Here is a 17,866-nt window from a genome sequence, read left to right as displayed (position 1 = left end):
GGTCTTGTTTCCTTTCTCAGGCAGCGTCCTGCGTCGACCTTTCCTTGAGGAGTTCGACGGCGCCCTGGATCTGGAGCTGTAGCTCGCCGATGGCGGTGTCCAGTTCCTCGCGCTGCTGCTGCATGTTTCTCAGATGGTTCTGGGCGAGTTCGATCGTCCGCGTCAGCTGCGTGCGCTGGTCGTCGCCGATGTCGTAAAGGCTGAGCAACTGACGGATCTCTTCCAGGCTGAAGCCGAATCTCTTGCCGCGCAGGATCAGTTTCAGCCGCGCCCGATCGCGCCGGGTGAACAGGCGTTTCTGACCCTGGCGGATCGGAAACAGAAGCTCCTTCGCCTCATAGAAACGCAAGGTGCGCGGCGTCACGTCGAAGGCGTCGCACATTTCGCGAATGGTCATCACTTCTTGGGGCATGTTTGTCCTCGAAAAGCTCTCTCTTTGAGTCATGAGGTAGGAAGTGACGGAAGTTTGACCAAGCATACAAGAATGGTTGACGTTAACGTCACCTGTGACGTTGCGTCAGGGCCTCCGTGACGAAACGTCATGAAATGCTGCCCCGGTGTAGCGCAATTTCCTTACGTTGCGTCAGTCGGGTCGGATGCGTGTTCAGAGCTGGTCGGCGACCTGATCGCGCAGCGCCTCAAGGTCGGCGATCGTGGCGATCAGTTCGTCTTGCTGCTTGCGCAGAACCGCAAGCTGGCGGTTCGCCATATCGACCCAGATCAGGTCCTGTTCGCGCGTGCCCTGCTTCTGGTAGACCTCCAGCCACTGGCGGATTTCCTCCAGGCTGAAGCCGAAGCGCCGGCCGCGCAGGATCAGGGTCATGCGCGCGATTTCCCGAGGGCCGTAGAAGCGCGCGCGGCCTTCCTTTTCCGGGGCCAGAAGCTCGATATACTCGTAGTAGCGCAACGTCCGTGGCGTCACGTCGAAGCGCGCGCACATTTCCTTGAACGACAGACGCGGATCAGACATCGCTTCCCTCCGCCGGCGAACCTATCGGCTTGGGCGGGGGCGCACAACTCAGTTCAGGAAGCCGGGCGCGAAGAAGTGCAGCGCATAGGCAACGACGAGCGCGGGTAGGGTCGAATAGACCGTGGCCATGATCGCCGCGCGGGGCGCAAGCGCGATGGCGGGGAACAAGGCGTCGCCGTCGTTCGAGATCGCGTTCGCCGCCAAGGCTGAGAAGGGGATCGCGCCATGCACATAAAGGGTCGCGACCATGACCTGTGGTCCGCAGCCGGGGATGAACCCGATCGCGGCGCCTACGATCGGCAGCACCGGGGCGATCGCGCCGAACATCGCCTTGAGGTCGAGCCCCGCATAGGCAGCCGCATAGTCATAGGCGAGATAGGCGATGATGACCCAGACCGAGATGAAGGAGGTCTCCTCCGCCATCCGCGTCACGGGGGTATCGGACGGGTTGGTCATCGCCGCGACCGGAGAGACGGTCCAGATGGCAAGCCCGATGAAGACGCCGACAAGGGCGATCACCTGAACGGGCACGGTCAGGATCGTCGCGATCTCCACCCCGCCGATCTGCGCCGCGCCCACGACAAGGCCGGGAACGACCGGGATCAGATAGGCGATGTCGCGCAGGCGCAGCTTGCCGATGGCCGCCACGATCTCGCAGGTGCCGCCGCGCGGGCGGTAATCGGTGACCACGAAACGGTCGATCAGCCAGCCCGTCAGGATGCCGACCGCGAGCTGCGTGGGCAGAAGGATAAGCGCGGCATCGGGGCGCGTCGCGATCAGCAGGAAGGCCGCATCGCCCATTGTCGCGGTCAGCGTCGCGACCACCGCGCCGAAGCTGACCTTGCCCGAGGCGTAGGCAGCAACGACCACCACAGCGCCGCCGCAGCCCGGGGTCGCCCCCAAGAGGGCCGCGATCGGAACCTGCATGGTCCGGGCACTGCCAAGCGCGATGCCGATGTCGAAGCGGAACAGCCGCTCAAGCCCATAGAAGATCAGGAGTGTCGCCGCCACGAAGACCGACACCTGGACGAAGGCGTCGGCCATGAGCGACCGGGTCAGCTCCCCAAGCCCCCCCGGCGCCATGGCCAGCGCGGCCAACGCAACAAAGAGAAGCGACCGCCGAGGGCTGAGGCGGAACGGGAGCGTCGAAGGACGGGCGGTGAGGTTGACTGTATCGTGCATCTTGTTTTGCGACTAATTCTCAATTGCGAAAGATAGCACTTGCGGCGCTCCGCGCAAGCCCCTTTTATCCCCGCGACGGCAACAACCCGAAAGGACTGCGGCGGTGGAGGAGCACAAGCACCAGGTAACGCGCCAGTTCGTCGAGGCGATTCCGCATGCGCGCGCCCTTGGCATGGTGCTTGAGGAAATCGGCGCGGGCCGGGCCGTGATCGCGATGGACTACGACACGCGCTTCGTGGGTGACCCGGAAACCGGGGTGATCCATGGCGGCGCGGTCTCTGCGCTGATGGACACCTGCGGCGGGGCGGCGGTGATCAGCTATCCCGGCGTGGTCTCGACCGCGACGCTCGATCTGCGGATCGACTACATGCGGCCCGCGACGCCGGGGCAGCGGATCACGGCGCGGGCCGAATGCTACAACGTGACCCGCACGGTGGCCTTCGTGCGCGCGACAGCCCATGACGAAGACCCCGACCGTCCGGTGGCGACGGCGACCGGGGCCTTTACCGTCGAGCGCGGGGCTTCCGCATGAGCCGTCAGCGCCCCGAACCGGTCCAGGTCGTCAAGCAACGGCGCGACGCGGCGCTGAACGCCCTTGTTCACGGCGTCCCCTATATCCAGTTCCTGGGCATCGAATTCGACCGCCGGGGCGATGAGTTGACCGCCGTCCTGCCCTTCGACGAGAAGCTGATCGGGAACCCGCTGCTGCCGGCCCTGCACGGTGGCGTGACGGCGGCGTTCCTGGAGGTCACGGCGATCATCGAACTGTCCTGGTCGATGATCTGGGAAGAGATGGAAAGCGGGCGGCTCGACGCGGCGGCGCTGGAAGGCGCGCGCCTGCCGCGGCTTCCCAAGACCATAGACTTCACGGTGGACTATCTGCGCTCCGGCCTGCCGCGCGACGCCTATGCGCGGGCGCGGATCAACCGGTCCGGGCGGCGCTATGCGAGCGTTCATGTCGAAGCCTGGCAGGACAACCGCGCGCGGCTTTTCGCGCAGGCCACCGGGCATTTCCTGATGCCCGGTCGCGATGGCTAGCATCACCCACCGCCGCGTCCTGAGGATCGCGCTGCCGATCGTGCTATCGAACGCCACCGTGCCCTTGATCGGCGCGGTCGATACCGGCGTTGTGGGCCAGCTGGGACAGGCGGCGCCCATCGGCGCGGTGGGCGTTGGTGCCGTCATCCTCGCGGCGATCTACTGGATCTTCGGTTTTCTGCGGATGGGAACCTCGGGCCTTGTCGCGCAGTCGCACGGCGCGCGGGAGCCCGCCGAGACCGGCGCGATCCTGATGCGCGCGCTGCTGATCGGGCTTGTGGCGGGGGCCGTCTTCATCCTCTTCCATCGGGCGCTTTTCGCGCTTGGCTTTGCGATCGCGCCCGCCTCCGCCGAGGTCGAGGCGCTGGCGACGCGCTACCTGACGATCCGTGTCTGGGGCGCGCCTGCGACCATCGCGCTTTACGCCGTCACCGGCTGGCTGATCGCGGTGGAGCGCACGCGCGCGGTGCTGCTGTTGCAGCTGTGGATCAACGGGCTGAACGTGGTTCTCGACCTGTGGTTCGTGCTGGGGCAGGGCTGGGGGATCGAGGGGGTGGCCTCGGCCTCTCTGATCGCGGAATGGTCGGGGCTGGGCCTTGGGCTCTGGCTCTGCCGCCCGGCCTTCGCGGGCGGGCAGTGGCGGGACTGGGCGCGGGTCTTCGACCGGGCGCGGGTCCGGCGGATGGTCCAGGTCAATGGCGATATCATGCTGCGCTCGGTCCTGTTGCAGGGCGCGTTCACGGGGTTCATCTTCCTGTCGGCGGGCTATGGGGACGTGACGCTGGCGGCCAACCAGGTGCTGCTGCAATTCCTGGAGATCACCGCCTACGCGCTGGACGGTTTCGCCTTCGCCGCGGAGTCGCTGGTCGGGCAGGCGGTGGGCGCGCGCGCGGTCCGGGACGTGCGCCGGGCGTCGATCCTGACCAGCGAGTGGGGCGCGGGCGGGGCCGTGGCTCTTGGGCTTTTCTTCTGGGCAGCCGGCCCCTCGATCATCGACATCATGACGACGGAGGCCGAGGTCAGGTCAGTGGCGCGCGTCTATCTGCCCTGGGTTGCCGTGGCCCCCGTTCTTGGCATCGCCAGCTGGATGTTCGACGGTATCTTCATCGGCGCAACCCGCGCGCGGGAGATGCGAAACTCCGCCGCGATGTCGGTTGGGATCTATGCGCTGGCGGTTCTTGCGTTGTCGGGCTGGGGTAACCACGGGCTTTGGGCGGCGCTGATGGTGATGAACGTCACGCGCGCCCTGACGCTCGGTGCGGTCTACGGGCGGGTGGAGCAGGCCGCGAGGTGAGCGCCGGGGGCGCTGCCCCCGGACCCCCGGGATATTTGGAAAAAGAAGAAGGGGTCAGAGGAGGGCCAGGACGGCCTCTGGCGGGCGGCCAAGCGCGGCCTTGCCGTGGCGCAGGACCAGCGGGCGTTCGATCAGCGCGGGCGTCGCGGCCATCGCCGCGATCAACTCGCCGTCGGGCGCGGACTTGTCGAGGCCCTGGGCTGCGGGTTCGCCCCAGCGGACCAGATCCGCAGCGGGGCGGCCAAGCGCTGTGAGGGCGGTCTCGATTTCGGTCCGAGAGGGCGGGTTCTGGAGGTAGAGCCGAACCTCGGGCTCGATGCCGCGGTCCTGAAGCAGTTTCAGTGTCTCACGCGACTTGGAGCAGCGCGGGTTGTGCCAGATCACGGTTTCAGCCATGCGTCCCTTCCCTGACCGACGAGGTCGGCGATATTGGGTACGCCGTCGCGTGCAAGCATCGCGTCGAGATCGCGCGCGATCCGCGCCGCAAGCGAGAGGCCATGGTAGACGAGGGCGGAATAAAGCTGCACCGCCGAGGCCCCGGCGAGGATCTTTTGCCTCGCATCCTCGGCGGAGGCGATCCCGCCCACGCCGATCAGGGGCAAGCTGCCCTCTGTCAGCTGTGAAAGCCGGGCCAGAACGCGCGTCGACCTGGTGAAGAGCGGCGCCCCCGAGAGCCCCCCTGTCTCGCCCTTGTGGGGGCTCCTGAGCCCGTCGCGCGAGAGTGTGGTGTTTGTTGCGATCACCGCGTCGATGCGGGAGGTCATCGCGACCTCGGCCACATCGGCGAGTTCGGCCTCCGAAAGGTCGGGCGCGATCTTCAGAAAGACCGGGATCGGGCGGGCCAGCGTGTCGCGCGTTGCGAGTACGCCCGCGAGCAGCGCCGAGAGCGCCGCCTTGCCCTGAAGGTCCCGCAGCTTCTCGGTGTTGGGAGAGGAGACGTTGACGGTCGCGAAATCGACATGGGGGCCGATGGTGGCCAGCACCTTGGCGAAGTCGGCTGCGCGGTCGGCGCTGTCCTTGTTGGCGCCGAGATTGATGCCCACCGGCACCTTGCGATCAAGTCGCGCGAGGCGGGCCGCGACGGCGTCGGCGCCCTGGTTGTTGAAGCCGAAGCGGTTGATGACGGCGCGATCCTCGCGCAGGCGGAAGAGCCGCGGTTTGGGATTGCCGGGCTGCGGGCGCGGGGTGGCGGCGCCGACTTCGACGAAGCCGAAACCCGCGCGGGTCAGCGGGCCCGCGGCCTCCGCGTTCTTGTCGAAACCGGCGGCGAGGCCCACCGGGTTCGGCAGCGAAAGCCCCGCAAGCCGTGTCTCCAGCCGGGGGGAGCGCACGGCGCCGGGAAGCGGCACGAGCCCCATGGACAGCGCGCGGACCGCAAGCCCGTGGGCGCGTTCAGGGTCAAGCCGGTGCAGGGCGGCGAGGCCCGCGCATTCGACGATGTTCAAAGCACACCTTCCGGAAAGATATGGCCAGTCTTGCCGAGGGGCAGGGACTTGTCCCAGACGACCTCATCGAGCCTGAGGGGCCGGTAGAGATGGGGGAAGAGCGCGCCGCCGCGCGAGGGCTCCCACCGCAGCATGGGGCCGAGCGCGTCGGCCTGGACCGCGACCAGGACCAGATCGCTTTCCCGCGCGAAGTGCTTCGCGGCGGTTTCCGTGACCTGCGCGGGGGTCGAGAAATGGATGAACCCATCGGCAAGATCGACCGGCGCGCCCACGGTTTCGCCGGCCTTGCGGAAGGCATCCCATTCGTGACGTCGGAAAATCTTGAGGATCAGCATGCGGATGTCATGCCCTTTGCGCTTCGCGGGGTCAATCCTTAGAACCACGGCCGCGCGCCGCGAAGACCTTGTCGGGGCGGTCGGCAAAGGTCTTTGACAGGCGAAACTTCACGGCGCACAGTCCTTGGGTATTGTTTGACCTGGAGTGTTCGAGAATGAAATCCGCAAATCGCAGCATCGCAGGCATCATGGGGGCGGCAGCGCTTTTCGCGCTGGGCGCGGGCGCCGCAAGCGCCGAATCCGTGAAGCTCACCATTGTCGGTATCGGGGACATCTATGACTACGACGGGGATGGCACGCGCGGCGGCTTCGCACGACTGAACGCGATCGTGAAGGCCGAACGTGCGGCTAATCCGAACACGCTTTACCTTTTCGACGGGGACATGCTGTCGCCCTCGCTGATCTCGGGCTTCGACAAGGGGCAGAACACGATCGACCTGACCGGCCTTGTGCCCTTCGACCTGGCGGTGCCCGGCAACCATGAGTTTGACTTCGGACCGGAGAATTTCTTCGAGAAGATGAAGGCCTCGAACTACCCATGGGCCGCGATCAACATCACCAACGCCGACGGATCGCCCATCGAGGGGCTTGGGGGCGTGATGATGAAGGAGATGGCCGGGCTGAACATCGCGCTGGTTCCCGTGGCGCAGGACACCTCGCCCGAGGTTTCCTCGACCGGCGATCTGAAGTTCCTGCCGACCGTCGACAGCGCGGTCGACGCCGCGCGGGCCGCGCGTGAAGGCGGGGCCGACCTGGTGATCGGCGTCGTCCAGACCGATCTGAACAACGACCGCAAACTTGTCACCTCCAAGGCCTTCGACGTCGTGATCTCGGGCGACGACCATTTCTACGCGGCCTCCTACGACGGGATCACGGCCTATATCGACACCTCGGTCGACGGCCGCTTCGTCGCGCCGCTGGATCTGGCGGTGGAGATCGGCGAGAAGGACGGCAAGAAGACGGTGAAATGGACGCCCACGTTCCGCTTCATCGACACCGCGACGGTCGAGCCCGACGCCGAAACGCAGGCGATGGTCGACAAGCTGACCGCGGATCTGGACGCGGCGCTTAACGTGGAGATCGGCAAGACCGAAGGCGCGCTCGACAGCCGGCGCAACGTGGTGCGGGGCGAGGAATCGGCGATGGGCAACCTGATCGCCGACGCGATGCGGGCCGCGACGGGGGCGGACCTTGCGATCATGAACGGCGGCGGTATCCGCGCCGACCGTACCTATGACGCAGGCGCCATGCTGACGCGCCGCGACATCCTGACCGAATTGCCCTTCGGCAATGTCACGCAGGTGACCGAGCTTCCGGGCTCGCAAGTGCTGGCGGCCTTGGAAAACGGCTTTAGCCAGGTTGAGAAAGGCGCGGGCCGCTTCCCGCAGGTATCGGGGATGGAGGTCGTCTACGACCCCTCGGCAGAGGCTGGCAGCCGCGTCTCCTCGGTCACCGTGGGCGGCGCGCCGCTGGAGCTCGACAAGCTCTACACGCTGGCCACCAACGACTACGTTCTGGGCGGCGGCGACGGTTACGCGGCGCTGGGCGGCGGGCGTATCCTGACCAACGTGGGCGAAGGCAAGCTCGTCGCCAATGACGTGATGGCCTATATCGAGGCGCAGGGCGGGGTGCAGGCCAGCGTCGAAGGCCGGATCAAGAAACTGGGCGAGTAGGCCGAGGCGCGGTTCACGCCGCACAGCACCGCATTCGTCGTGAACGGGGGCCCGGGTCGGGCCCCTTTTTCGGGCGCGTCCGGGGGCAGGGCTCAACGCACAGGCCCCTTTGCAGGTTCGAGGATTAACGGTAGATTTTTCCGCAGCTTCCCTAGGGGCGTGGGCCGGGTCGGGCACTCCGAGGGGAGCTGCTTTAACCATGATGATTGCCGACCAAGATCAACGACCGCGTTGCGCTAAGTGCGCGTGAGGAAACATGCTCGAGTCCAAGTTGATCCGCGCCAAGGGTTTTTGGGCGATCGAGAACTCCGATCGCCCCGCTTTCATCTATCCGGACGGCACGTTCGTAACCTACGGGCAACTGGCGGACGACATCGCCGCATTCTCGCGCCGGATCGGTCAGCAGCGGGGACTGTTCGGCATCCGTTGCGACGGGCACTATCGCCAGTATGTCGCCTACCTCGCCGCGCTGAACGCCGGGTGCCCGGTCCTCTTGATGGGCGAAGGCCAAACGGCGGAGGGGACCGGCCTTTCGCTTACCTATCTCTACGCGGCCGCGACGGATACGCTGGCCCGGTTCGAGGGTGCGGTGGAAAGCTGGCACCCCGATCTGGCGGTACTTCTGTCAACCTCCGGGTCGACCGGATCGGCGAAATGGGTCCGGCTGTCGTTCCGCAACATCGCCGCGAATGCGGCGTCGATCGCAACTTATCTTTCGCTTGGCCCGGACGATCGCGCGCCCATGGCGCTGCCTTTTCAATATTCCTACGGGATGTCGATCGTGAACTCCCATCTCGCGGTTGGCGCTTCGGTGGTGCTGATCGACGGGTCCGTGATCGACGCCGGGTTCTGGGAGGTCTTCGAACACTGCGGATGCACCAGCCTTGCCGGGGTTCCGCACAGTTTCGAACTGATGGAAAAGGCGCGCATCCGCACCGATCACCTCGCCCGGTTGCGCTACATGACGCAGGCTGGCGGCCGCCTGGACCCGACCCGCGTGCGGCATTGGGTTGAACGTGGCCGGGACGAGGGCTGGGACTTCTTCGTCATGTACGGCCAGACTGAGGCCGCGCCGAGGATCTCCTATCTGCCACCGGCCATGGCGCTGGAGACGCCCTCGGCCATCGGCATCCCCGTGCCGGGTGGCGAGATCTGGATCGCCGACGAAGTGGGCAGGCCGGTGCCCGACGGCACGCACGGAGAGCTCTGCTATCGTGGTGCGAACACGATGATGGGCTATGCGCAGTCGGACGCGGATCTCTCCGATGGGCAGGGAAGCGACATCCTCAAGATCGGGGACATCGCGCGGCGCCTGCCCAGCGGCGCGGTCGAGATCGTCGGGCGCAAGAGCCGCTTCGTGAAGCTATTCGGGCTTCGGATCGGCCTTGACGAGGTTGAGAAGCACCTTCGGGCCATGGGGGTCGAGGCCGCCTGCGTGGCACGCGACGACCTCATGTACGTTCTGGTTGCCAACGGCTCCGGGGCCTCGGTCGCGCACCTCGGCCAGCACCTTGCCGAGTGGCTGGGCGTTCCGGCTGGAAACTTCCGGCTTGTCGCGGTCGATGCGCTGCCGCGCCAGACGTCGGGAAAGGTCGATCTGCAGGCGATCGGGGGGCTCCTCGAAGGCCTGCCTGCGGACCCTGCGGCTACGTCCCACACAAGCCCGGCGCGCAAGGGGCTGAAGGGCCTCACGGATCGCATGCTGCTCCGGCGGCGGAACAGTGTCGCGGAGGTGTTCCGCATTCACTTCCCGCAGGCAGACATCTCATCCGGGACATCCTTCACGGATCTTGGCGGCGACAGTCTCAGCTTCGTCGCCGTTTCCCTGGAGATCGAGTCCGTGCTCGGTCATCTGCCCGAGAACTGGCCCGGGATGAGCGTCGCGGAGCTGGGCGCCCAGGCCCGAGAGCGCCGCCGGGCGGTGCATATCGATACGCCGACCCTTGTGCGCGCGCTGGCCATCATGCTGGTCGTGGCGGGCCATGTGGGTCTGGTGAACTATGGCGGCGGCGGCGCCTTCACCCTTTTCGTCGTGGCGGGGATATCCTTCGACACATTCACGCTGCCGCAGGTGCTTGAGCTCGAAAGTGTCGTGCCGGTCGCGGTCCTGGCGATCCGGATTGCCCTGCTGACCATTGCCAACGAAGTGATGTACTTCGAGGTCAGCGGCTACGGGCAGTGGCCAGCGTTCCTCTTCATCGGGAACTGGATTTCGCCCAGGGTGCAAGGGGCGTCCTGGTTCGTCGAGGTCTACCTTCAACTGCTTGTCGTCCTGATGATCGTGCTGTCGTTTGCGACGGTCCGGCGGATGGTTAGAGAGAACACCTTTCGGGTGACAATCATAGCTGCCGTGGCCCTCGTGGGGGTTGCGGCCTTCTCGGACGCGCTTGTGGATACGAACGCCCTATACCGCCGCCTCCCGCATCTTTGCGCCTGGTTTCTCATGGTCGGCGTCGCGGCAGGATCGGCCAGGGAGAGGGGCCAAAAGGCACTGGTCACCACGGTCATGTTGCTTGGCATCTGGCAATTCGACGATTACCGGGTGATCGGACCGGTCTTTTTCCTGCTGGCGACGCTGGCGATGATCTGGCTGCCTTCGGTTTCCCTGCCGAAGGTTTTGGCAAGTGGGGCACGCATGATCGCTGGTGCGTCGCTGATCATCTACATCACGCATCAGGAGTTTTCCGGCGTCGTCGAGATCCTGCTCGGCGCCTGCCCGGTCCTGTCCTGGACGGTCGCGCTTGTCGGCGGCGTTGTGCTGTGGCGGATCTATGATCCCGTTGACGCCTGGCTCGGCCGGCGGATCCGGGCTCTTCTTCTCAGGGCCACAGGGCGGCGGCCCGGCGCTGCGTGAGGCGGCCCGGCCCGCGGCAGGTTGGATTGCGAAGGGTTGGGGGCGGCCGCACGCCCCCGACCGGCAACGACGGCAATCGGATCAATTCAGAAGTCATGTCCCGGTGCTGATTGCCACCCTTGACCTGAGGCGCCGTTCCAGCAAGACAGACAGGCATGACAAAGCCCCGCGCGCGCGATCTTGGCCTACCCTTCCAGGGGACGCCCGGCCCCCTGAACGCCATCACCGATGTCCCCGGGGTGACGGTCGGTTTTTGCACCCTGACCGACCCGTCCCGCGGGATGCGCACCGGCGTCACCGCCATCCTGCCCCGCCCGGGCCATGAGCCGCGGCCTGTCTGGGCCGGGTCCTACGCGCTCAATGGCAACGGCGAGATGACGGGGACGCACTGGATCAACGACGCGGGCTATTTCCTCGGGCCGGTTCTCATCACCAACACCCATGGCGTCGGTGCGGCCCATCAGGGCGCGACGCGCTGGATGATCGACCACTACGCCGATTACTTCCGCGAGCAGCACGTCTGGGCCATGCCGGTCGTGGCCGAAACCTACGACGGGGTGCTGAACGACATCAACGCGATGCATGTCCAGGCCGAACATGCCATCGCGGCGCTGGAAGCCCGCAGCGGCGGTCCGGTGGCCGAGGGGTCGAGCGGCGGCGGCAACGGCATGATCTGTTATGAGTTCAAGGGCGGAACCGGGACCTCCTCACGCATGATCGGGATCGAGGGGCAGAGCTACACCGTGGCCGCCTTGGTGCAGGCCAACCACGGCATCCGCCCCTGGCTCAGCATCCTGGGCAAGCCTGTCGGCCGGATGATCCCGGAGGGCGCGCGCCATTCCGCCGAAATGGGATCGATCATCGTGATCCTGGCCACCGACGCCCCGCTGTCCGGCCTTTCGCTGCGCCAGCTGGCCAAGCGCGCGGCCATCGGCATCGGACGCGGGGGAACGCCGGGCGGCAACAGCTCCGGCGATATCTTCCTGGCCTTTTCGACGGCGAACGAAGGGCCGATGCCGCAGTTGGCCGACGCCGTGCTGACCCGGCAGGAGTTGAACATCGAACGGCTCGACCCGCTTTACCTCGCGGCCGTCGAGGCCGTCGAAGAGGCGGTGGTCAACGCGCTTGTGGCGGGCGAGGACGTGGCGACGGTCAAACCGGAGGGGCACATTTGCCCCGCGCTGCCGACGGCGCGGCTGCAAGAGATTTTCGCGACGGACCCTAAGTAACCCCGCGAGCCAGAAAACGTCCCGCCGATCGGGTCGACGCCGCACGGCGCGGTGGCCATGGCCCGGAGCTCGATAAACGCTTCCCAAGCCCGCTTTTCCGGTGATAATTGCTGCGACGGCGGGCCTTGCGGGGCCGGCCCAACCGGCAGAGTGGCAGATGCAAGGCATTGTCGTTCTCGACCTCATGAACCGCCGGGCGACCGGCTGCGACCTCGTTCCCTGTTGACCCGATGGCATCCTGCCGTCCGCGCTCATTCCCGGAACGAGAGAGATCATGCCCGAAAGCCCGACCCTGCGCCTTGCTGTCGATATTGGCGGCACCTTCACCGATACCGTCCTGATCGAGGGGGCCGACCGCGTCGCAGCCTCGACCAAGACGCTGACCACGCATGAGAACCCCGCCGCCGGCGCCATGGAAGGCGTGCACCGCGCCCTGACCACGGCGGGGCGCACGCTGCGCGAGGTCGGCGGGTTCATCCACGGCACCACGCTCGCCACCAACGCGCTGATCGAGAAGCGCGGGGCGACCGTCGCCACGATCACCACCGAGGGCTTCCGCGACATCCTCGAGATCGCCTATGAGCGGCGCTATGCCCAATACGACATCAACCTGGAAAAGACCGATCTGCTGGTCGGGCGCGACCGCTCGCTGACGATCCCGGAACGGATGAATGCCACTGGCCAGGTGCTGATCCCACTCGACGAGGGCGCGCTGCCGGGGCTGCTGGACCAGATCGACGCGACCGGCGCCGGCGCGTTGGCGATCTGCCTTCTGCATGCCTACGCGAACCCCGCGCACGAACGGCGGCTGCGCGCGCTGATCGCGGCCGCCCGTCCCGGGTTGGCCATATCGATTTCGTCCGAGGTGAGTCCGGAGGCGCGCGAGTTCGACCGGCTTAGCACGACCGTCGCCAACGCCTATATCCAGCCCCTGATGGCGCGCTATCTTTGCGCCTTCAAGGCGCGCTTTGCCGCCGAGGGGCTTGCCTGCCCGATCCTGATGATGACGGCGGGGGGCGGGATGACCACGATCGCGACCGCGGCCCAGTTCCCGATCCGGCTGGTCGAATCCGGTCCTGCGGGCGGCGCGATCCTCGCCGCACGCATCGCCTCAGAATGCGGCCTCGACGAGGTGCTCTCCTTCGACATGGGCGGCACCACCGCCAAGCTTTGCCTGATCGACGGCGGCGCGCCGCAGACCTCGCGCGCCTTCGAGATCGCGCGCGCCGCGCGCTTCATCAAGGGCTCGGGCATGCCGGTCCGCATCCCGGTGATCGAGATGATCGAGATCGGCGCGGGCGGCGGCTCGATCGCCGCAATCGACCGGCTGGGCCGGTTGACCGTCGGCCCGCAAAGCGCAGGCAGTGAGCCCGGACCCGTCGCCTTCGGACGCGGCGGAAGCGAGCCCACGGTTTCGGACGCCGACATCGTGCTCGGCTATATCCGGCCCGAGACCTTCGCCGAAGGACAGTTCACCATCGATCCGCAGGCCGCGGCCGCGGCGATGACACGCGTGATCGGTGACGGGCTTGGCCTTGACGCACAGGCGGCCGCCGACGGCGTCAGCCGGATCGTCGATGAGAACATGGCAAGCGCAGGCCGCATGCACGCGGTGGAATCGGGCAAGGACCTCGGGGCGCGCACGATGATTGCCTTCGGCGGCAACGGTCCCCTGCACGCCTGCCGCGTGGCCCGCGCTGCCGGTGTCTCGCGCATCCTGGTCCCGGCCAACCCGGGCGTCGGTTCTGCGGTGGGCTTCCTCTTCGCCCCGGTCTCGTTCGAGATCGTCCGCTCACGCTACTCGATGCTCCAGACGCTCGACTTCGCCGCCGTGAACACGCTTCTCGCGCGGATGGTCGCGGAGGCCAGGGGCGTCGTCCAGCAGGGGGCGGCCGGGGCCGATATGGCCGTCACCCGGACCGCCTTCATGCGCTATCACGGCCAGGGCCATGAGATCGAGATCGCGCTTCCCGACCGTGACCTCGCGCCCTCCGAGATCGCCCCGCTGACCAAGGCGTTCGAGACCGCCTATGCGCGCCAGTTCTCGCGCCCGGTGCCGGGAATGGAGATCGAGATCCTGAACTGGTCGGTCCGCGTCGCCACCCGGGCCGATGCAATCCAGCCGGTCGAAGCCGTGCCGATCGGGCGCGCCCGAGACGCGCCCGAGACGCGCCCGATCATCTGCGACGTCACCGGCCAGAGGCGCGAAGCCGCCTTCGTGATGCGCGGCGCGCTGGCCCCCGGCGACCGCCTCGCCGGCCCCGCGTTGATCGCCGAGCCGCAGACCACGACCTTCGTCGGCACCGGCTTTGATGCCGAGGTCGATGCCCGCGGCAACCTCCTTCTCACCCGCAAGGGAAACTGAGCCATGACCGATCTTTCCCCCGCCCGTCTCCAGGTGATGTGGAACCGCCTCCTTGCCGTGGTCGAGGAGCAGGGCCAGACCCTGATCCGCGCCGCGTTTTCGCCCATCGTGCGCGAATGCGGCGACATCTCTGCCGGCATATTCGACGTGAAGGGCCGGATGCTCGCCCAGGCCGTGACCGGCACGCCCGGCCACATCAACACGATGGCAGAAGCGGTGAAGACGCTGCGCGAACGCTTCCCGATCCAGACCATGCAGCCCGGCGACATCTACATGACGAACGATCCCTGGCTCGCCTCGGGACATCTGAATGACTTCCTTTTGATGATGCCCGCCTTCAAGGATGGCCGCGTCATCGGCTTCACCTCCTGCACCTCGCATCTGGTCGATCTCGGCGGGCTCGGGATGGGGCCGGAAGGGTCCGACATCTATGACGAGGGGCTCCTGATCCCGCCCTGCAAGCTTGTCGACCGGGGCGCGGTCAACGCGCTCCTCATGGATATCGTGAAGGCCAACTCGCGCGAGCCCATCGCCAACGAGGGCGATATCTACGCGCTCATTGCCTGCTGCGAGGCGGGCGCGGCGCGGCTCGTCGGTATGATGGAGGATTTCGGGCTCGACGACCTCAACGGGCTTGCCGACCATATCATCGAGACCTCGCGCCGCGGCACGCTGGACGCGATCGCTGAGGTTCCGGCGGGCGTATACCGCAATGCCCTAAAAGTCGACGGGTATGAGACCGAGCTGGAGTTGCACGCCACGCTCACCGTGACCAGGGATCGGCTGCATCTCGACTTCACCGGCACATCGGGCTGCTCGCGCAAGGGCATCAACGTGCCCCTCAACTACGCGACCGCCTATGCGGTCTTCGCCATGCGTTGCATCATCGGCCCCGACATCCCGAACAACGCGGGGTCATTGGAGCCCTTCGTGGTCACTGGACCTGAAGGCTGCATCCTGAACGCCCAGCGGCCGGCCCCGGTCGCGATGCGCCACACGCTGGGCCAGATGACGCCGGACCTCGTGCTGGGATGCCTTGCCCGGGCGCTGCCCGACCGGGTTCCTTCGGAAGGTGCCTCCTGCATGTACGACCTGCCGATGCGCCACGCGCCCGAGGCGGTTCGCAACGGCGGCCGCCAGTTCGCGGTGGAGCTTGTTCACAACGGCGGCACCGGCGCCCGCCCGCATGCCGACGGGCTTTCGGCCACCGCCTACCCCTCGGGTGTCTTCGGCAGCCAGGTCGAGATCACCGAGGCCGTTGCCCCGGTCACGATCTGGCGGCGGGAACTTTTGGCCGATTCCGGCGGGGCCGGGCGATATCGCGGCGGCCTCGGCCAGCGGATCGAGATGACCTCGGCGGTGGATGAGCCCTTCCTGGTGTTCCTGTCGGTGGAGCGGGTGAAGAACGCCGCCGCCGGGCGCGCGGGCGGCAAGGCGGGCGCGCCCGGCCGCATCCGGGTCAGCGGGCGCGCTGCCGACATCCCGGGCAAGTGCGAGCTGCGGATCGAGCCGGGTGAACGGCTGATCTTCGACACGCCGGGCGGTGGCGGGTTCGGCGATCCGGGTCTGCGCGACCCGGCGGCGTTGGCGCGCGACCTGCGGTGCGGGCTGGTGTCGCCGGCGGCAGCGGAAGGCCAGTATGGGGGGCGCGAATGATCCCCCCCGTTCCCTATGTCGCCGCGATGGCGCCCTATGCGCTTGCCGATCTCGGGGCGCCGGGAACGGTTTCGCTTGCCCAGAACGAAAGCGCCTTCGGACCCAGCCCGAAGGCCGTCGCGGCCGGGCAGGCGGCGCTGGCAGGCGCGGCGCTCTACCCCGACCCGGACTGGAGCGTGCTGCGTGCGGCCATATCCGAGGTCCACGGGCTCGCGCCCGCGCGCATCCTTTGCGGCGCGGGCTCGATGGAGCTAATCGGTTGCCTCATCCGCGCCTTTGCCGGTCCGGGGGACGAGGTGCTCGGCACCGACTACGGCTATCTTTTCGTCGCCACCGCTTGCCTTCAGGCGGGGGCCAGCTACGTGAAGGCCGTGGAGCCGGACTTCACCGTCTCGGTCGATGCGCTGCTCGCCGAAGTCTCACCGCGCACCCGGATCGTGTTCCTGTGCGCTCCCGGCAATCCGACCGGAACCCGGATGCCCAATGCCGAGATCGTTCGGCTCCGCGATGGCTTGCCGGGGGATGTGCTTCTGGTTGTCGATCAGGCCTATGGCGAGTTCGATGATCAGGACCCCGCACCCGTTTTTGCGCTGGCCGGGCGGGGCGACACGGTGGTGCTGCGTACCTTCTCCAAGGCCTATGCGCTGGCTGGTGCCCGTGTTGGCTGGGGCCTCTTCCCGGAGGCGATCGGGCACGAGACGCGCAAGCTTCTCAACCCCAACAACGTCTCGGCTGTGAGCCAGACCATGGCGGCGGCGGCGATGCGGGACCAGGCGCATATGCGCGCGATCGCGGCGCAGACCGCCGCGATCCGCGATCCGTTCGCCGCGCGCCTCGTCGCGGCGGGCTACCCGATCCCGGCAAGCCACACGAACTTCGTGCTGATCCCCTTCGCCTCGGCCGAGGCCGCGAACGGCGCCGACCGGCGCCTGCGCGCGTCGGGATTGCTCCTGCGGGGGATGGCGGGCTACGGCCTGCCGCAGTGCCTTCGCGCCACCATCGCCGCACCCGAACACATGGCTCGCGCGGCAGAGATTCTCGCCACCTTCAAGGAGGACGGTCATGACCGCTGATCCCCGCGCCCTCAAGATTGGCGTGCTGGTTCCCTACACCAACACCAACCTCGAACCCGACATGATGCTGATGCGTCCGGAGGGCTGTTCGCTGCATTTCGAGCGGCTGGGCGACTATGACATCGATGCCATCCCGGGCGCCGACCAGATGGCGCGTCTGGGCGCCTCAGACATCACCGAGACGTTGCGGCTGATCTCCGGCGTGCGGCCCAAGGCCGTGCTATACGGCTGCACCTCGGCGACGCTGACCCATGGCACCGGCTTCGACCGCGACCTCGCGGAGAGGATCAAGGTGCGCTCGGGCGCCGTTTCGCTCACGGCCGCAGGCTCGGTCGTCGCGGCGATCCGGGCGCTTGGCGTGACGAAGATCGGCTTCTCCTCTCCCTATGTGGGGGAGATCAACGATCAGGCCGTTGCATTCCTGGCCGACGCGGGCATCGAGACCGTGGCCCGCGCCGATATCGGCCGCGAGCTTGGCAACTACGGTCAGGGCGAACTGAGCCCGGACGAGGTCTTCGACCTTGCCATGCGGGTCGACCTGCCGGGAGTGGAGGCGATCGTACTGTCCTGCACCGACATGCGGTCGGTCGAGGCGGTCGAGCGGATCGAGGTCGCGACTGGCAAACCGGTCGTCACCTCGAACCAGGCGATGGTCTTCGCACTGTGCCGGGCGCTCGGCCTGCCGCGCCCCAAGGGCGCGCCGGGGCGGCTTTTCGAGCGGTTGTAGGGCGGCCTGTCCGCTACCCTGGCGC

16 protein-coding genes are annotated in these 17,866 nt (G+C 67.2%); 10 read left to right on the top strand and 6 right to left on the bottom strand.

Annotated features, from left to right (window positions below):
• Window positions 1-16: 16 nt before the first annotated feature.
• The 3 genes from OE647_RS11650 to OE647_RS11640 all read right to left on the bottom strand — a co-directional run bounded on the left by OE647_RS11650 (window position 17) and on the right by OE647_RS11640 (window position 2,152).
• Entirely contained in the window at window positions 17-412 is a 396-nt protein-coding gene (locus OE647_RS11650) for a MerR family transcriptional regulator (protein WP_263721905.1), read from the bottom strand.
• Window positions 413-604: 192 nt separating this feature from the next.
• Complete coding sequence (locus OE647_RS11645) at window positions 605-970, bottom strand: MerR family transcriptional regulator (protein ID WP_263721904.1); 366 nt, start codon at window positions 968-970, stop codon at window positions 605-607.
• A gap of 48 nt (window positions 971-1,018) precedes the next feature.
• Window positions 1,019-2,152: a putative manganese transporter gene (locus OE647_RS11640; RefSeq protein WP_263721903.1), complete on the bottom strand. Its 1,134-nt coding sequence runs from the start codon at window positions 2,150-2,152 to the stop codon at window positions 1,019-1,021.
• 103 nt (window positions 2,153-2,255) lie between these two features.
• Here OE647_RS11640 and OE647_RS11635 point away from each other — a divergent pair, with 103 nt between their 5' ends.
• Genes OE647_RS11635 through OE647_RS11625 form a run of 3 tightly spaced genes read left to right on the top strand, consistent with a single transcriptional unit; the run spans window position 2,256 to window position 4,484 of the window.
• A complete protein-coding gene (locus OE647_RS11635; protein ID WP_263721902.1) occupies window positions 2,256-2,684 on the top strand; it encodes a PaaI family thioesterase in 429 nt (142 codons plus the stop codon).
• Complete coding sequence (locus OE647_RS11630; RefSeq protein ID WP_263721901.1) at window positions 2,681-3,190, top strand: PaaI family thioesterase; 510 nt, start codon at window positions 2,681-2,683, stop codon at window positions 3,188-3,190. Before OE647_RS11635 ends, OE647_RS11630 begins: the two co-directional genes overlap by 4 nt.
• Window positions 3,183-4,484 (top strand): MATE family efflux transporter, encoded by a 1,302-nt coding sequence (locus OE647_RS11625; RefSeq protein ID WP_263721900.1) that lies wholly within the window; start codon window positions 3,183-3,185, stop codon window positions 4,482-4,484. The genes OE647_RS11630 and OE647_RS11625 overlap by 8 nt, the downstream gene beginning before the upstream one ends.
• 54 nt (window positions 4,485-4,538) lie before the next feature.
• Here OE647_RS11625 and arsC read toward each other — a convergent pair whose 3' ends face one another.
• The 3 genes from arsC to OE647_RS11610 are packed head-to-tail and all read right to left on the bottom strand — an operon-like array spanning window position 4,539 to window position 6,264.
• The gene (gene arsC / locus OE647_RS11620) at window positions 4,539-4,880 is read right to left on the bottom strand and encodes an arsenate reductase (glutaredoxin) (protein WP_263721899.1); all 342 of its coding nucleotides are present in this window, start codon (window positions 4,878-4,880) and stop codon (window positions 4,539-4,541) included.
• Window positions 4,865-5,929 carry a quinone-dependent dihydroorotate dehydrogenase gene (locus tag OE647_RS11615; RefSeq protein WP_263721898.1) on the bottom strand — a complete coding sequence of 355 codons (1,065 nt, stop codon included), beginning with the start codon at window positions 5,927-5,929 and terminating at the stop codon, window positions 4,865-4,867. The genes arsC and OE647_RS11615 overlap by 16 nt, the downstream gene beginning before the upstream one ends.
• Window positions 5,926-6,264: a DUF952 domain-containing protein gene (locus OE647_RS11610; RefSeq protein ID WP_263721897.1), complete on the bottom strand. Its 339-nt coding sequence runs from the start codon at window positions 6,262-6,264 to the stop codon at window positions 5,926-5,928. Before OE647_RS11610 ends, OE647_RS11615 begins: the two co-directional genes overlap by 4 nt.
• A gap of 155 nt (window positions 6,265-6,419) precedes the next feature.
• On the opposite strand from OE647_RS11610, the gene OE647_RS11605 reads away from it, so the two are divergent.
• The 7 genes from OE647_RS11605 to OE647_RS11575 all read left to right on the top strand — a co-directional run bounded on the left by OE647_RS11605 (window position 6,420) and on the right by OE647_RS11575 (window position 17,841).
• Window positions 6,420-7,937: a bifunctional metallophosphatase/5'-nucleotidase gene (locus OE647_RS11605; RefSeq protein ID WP_263721896.1), complete on the top strand. Its 1,518-nt coding sequence runs from the start codon at window positions 6,420-6,422 to the stop codon at window positions 7,935-7,937.
• Window positions 7,938-8,193: 256 nt separating this feature from the next.
• On the top strand, window positions 8,194-10,791 hold the full coding sequence (locus tag OE647_RS11600; protein WP_263721895.1) for an AMP-binding protein: 2,598 nt from the start codon (window positions 8,194-8,196) through the stop codon (window positions 10,789-10,791).
• Between the two features lie 155 nt (window positions 10,792-10,946).
• Complete coding sequence (locus OE647_RS11595) at window positions 10,947-12,020, top strand: DmpA family aminopeptidase (RefSeq protein WP_263721894.1); 1,074 nt, start codon at window positions 10,947-10,949, stop codon at window positions 12,018-12,020.
• Window positions 12,021-12,294: 274 nt separating this feature from the next.
• Window positions 12,295-14,385, top strand: coding sequence for a hydantoinase/oxoprolinase family protein (locus tag OE647_RS11590; RefSeq protein ID WP_263721893.1), 2,091 nt, complete (start codon window positions 12,295-12,297; stop codon window positions 14,383-14,385).
• Between the two features lie 3 nt (window positions 14,386-14,388).
• Window positions 14,389-16,041 (top strand): hydantoinase B/oxoprolinase family protein, encoded by a 1,653-nt coding sequence (locus OE647_RS11585; RefSeq protein ID WP_263721892.1) that lies wholly within the window; start codon window positions 14,389-14,391, stop codon window positions 16,039-16,041.
• On the top strand, window positions 16,038-17,114 hold the full coding sequence (locus OE647_RS11580; RefSeq protein ID WP_263721891.1) for a pyridoxal phosphate-dependent aminotransferase: 1,077 nt from the start codon (window positions 16,038-16,040) through the stop codon (window positions 17,112-17,114). The genes OE647_RS11585 and OE647_RS11580 overlap by 4 nt, the downstream gene beginning before the upstream one ends.
• Complete coding sequence (locus tag OE647_RS11575; RefSeq protein WP_263721890.1) at window positions 17,104-17,841, top strand: maleate cis-trans isomerase family protein; 738 nt, start codon at window positions 17,104-17,106, stop codon at window positions 17,839-17,841. Before OE647_RS11580 ends, OE647_RS11575 begins: the two co-directional genes overlap by 11 nt.
• Window positions 17,842-17,866: the final 25 nt, after the last annotated feature.

Origin of the sequence: Albidovulum sediminicola, assembly GCF_025751575.1 — a bacterium.
Classification (GTDB): domain Bacteria; phylum Pseudomonadota; class Alphaproteobacteria; order Rhodobacterales; family Rhodobacteraceae; genus Albidovulum; species Albidovulum sediminicola.
Note: the sequence above shows the minus strand (reverse complement) of the source record. Positions and strands in the feature narration are given on the sequence as shown.

Bases quoted from the DNA above. Each gene is read 5' to 3' on its own strand.
- OE647_RS11650 (WP_263721905.1), bottom strand. From the start codon at position 412: ATGCCCCAAGAAGTGATGACCATTCGCGAAATGTGCGACGCCTTCGAC.
- OE647_RS11645 (WP_263721904.1), bottom strand. From the start codon at position 970: ATGTCTGATCCGCGTCTGTCGTTCAAGGAAATGTGCGCGCGCTTCGAC.
- OE647_RS11640 (WP_263721903.1), bottom strand. From the start codon at position 2,152: ATGCACGATACAGTCAACCTCACCGCCCGTCCTTCGACGCTCCCGTTC.
- OE647_RS11630 (WP_263721901.1), top strand. From the start codon at position 2,681: ATGAGCCGTCAGCGCCCCGAACCGGTCCAGGTCGTCAAGCAACGGCGC.
- OE647_RS11625 (WP_263721900.1), top strand. From the start codon at position 3,183: ATGGCTAGCATCACCCACCGCCGCGTCCTGAGGATCGCGCTGCCGATC.
- arsC (WP_263721899.1), bottom strand. From the start codon at position 4,880: ATGGCTGAAACCGTGATCTGGCACAACCCGCGCTGCTCCAAGTCGCGT.
- OE647_RS11610 (WP_263721897.1), bottom strand. From the start codon at position 6,264: ATGCTGATCCTCAAGATTTTCCGACGTCACGAATGGGATGCCTTCCGC.
- OE647_RS11605 (WP_263721896.1), top strand. From the start codon at position 6,420: ATGAAATCCGCAAATCGCAGCATCGCAGGCATCATGGGGGCGGCAGCG.
- OE647_RS11600 (WP_263721895.1), top strand. From the start codon at position 8,194: ATGCTCGAGTCCAAGTTGATCCGCGCCAAGGGTTTTTGGGCGATCGAG.
- OE647_RS11595 (WP_263721894.1), top strand. From the start codon at position 10,947: ATGACAAAGCCCCGCGCGCGCGATCTTGGCCTACCCTTCCAGGGGACG.
- OE647_RS11590 (WP_263721893.1), top strand. From the start codon at position 12,295: ATGCCCGAAAGCCCGACCCTGCGCCTTGCTGTCGATATTGGCGGCACC.
- OE647_RS11585 (WP_263721892.1), top strand. From the start codon at position 14,389: ATGACCGATCTTTCCCCCGCCCGTCTCCAGGTGATGTGGAACCGCCTC.
- OE647_RS11580 (WP_263721891.1), top strand. From the start codon at position 16,038: ATGATCCCCCCCGTTCCCTATGTCGCCGCGATGGCGCCCTATGCGCTT.
- OE647_RS11575 (WP_263721890.1), top strand. From the start codon at position 17,104: ATGACCGCTGATCCCCGCGCCCTCAAGATTGGCGTGCTGGTTCCCTAC.